The 903-nt window shown below is 63.9% G+C and carries 1 protein-coding gene; it reads left to right on the plus strand.

What is annotated here, in order from left to right; genetic code table 11:
- The coding region (locus B3D39_RS12200) for an ABC transporter substrate-binding protein (RefSeq protein WP_286789733.1) at positions 1 to 903 on the plus strand (903 nt) is incomplete at both ends.

Here is a 903-nt window from a genome sequence, read left to right on the forward strand (position 1 = left end):
GGGTGCCGGCTTCTTCGGCTCGATCAAGGGCTATGACGCGATGGCGGACGGCTCGGCCACCAGCCTCGAAGGCGTCACCGTCGTCGATCCCTACACGGTCAAGATCGAGCTCTCGCGCCCCGACGCGACCTTCCTGCACGTAATGGCGCTGAACTTCGCCTCGGTCGTGCCGAAGGAAGCGGTCGACGAATACGGCACCGATTTCGGCAAGCATCCCGTCGGCACCGGCGCGTTCAAGCTCGCCGACTGGACCATCGGTCAGCAGCTCGTGTTCGAGAAGAACGCCGATTACTGGCGCGAGGGCGTGCCCTATCTCGATAGCATCACTTTTGAGGTCGGTCAGGAGCCGATCGTGGCGCTGCTGCGGCTGCAGCAGGGAGAGGTGGACGTGCCCGGCGACGGCATCCCGCCGGCGAAGTTCAACGAGGTGATGGACAATCCCGACGAGGCCAAGCGGGTCGTCGTGGGTGGCCAGCTGCATACCGGCTACATCACGCTCAACGTCCAGATGGAGCCCTTCGACAAGGTCGAGGTGCGTCAGGCGATGAACATGGCGATCAACAAGGACCGCATCGTTCAGATGATCAACGGTCGCGCCACGCCCGCGAACCAGCCGCTGCCGCCGTCGATGCCGGGCTATACCAAGGATTACGAAGGCTATCCCTTCGATCAGGAAAAGGCCAAGCAGATGCTCGCGGATGCGGGCTATCCCGACGGGTTCGAGACTGAGCTCTACGTGATGAACACCGACCCGAACCCGCGCATCGCGCAGGCGATCCAGCAGGACCTGTCGCAGATCGGCGTGAAGGTCGACATCAAGGCGCTGGCGCAGGCCAATGTCATCGAGGCGGGCGGCACGCCGAAGACCGCGCCGATGATCTGGTCGGGCGGCATGGCGTGGAT

This window comes from Thioclava sp. UBA3469, from assembly GCF_002378135.1.
Lineage (GTDB): Bacteria > Pseudomonadota > Alphaproteobacteria > Rhodobacterales > Rhodobacteraceae > Thioclava > Thioclava sediminum.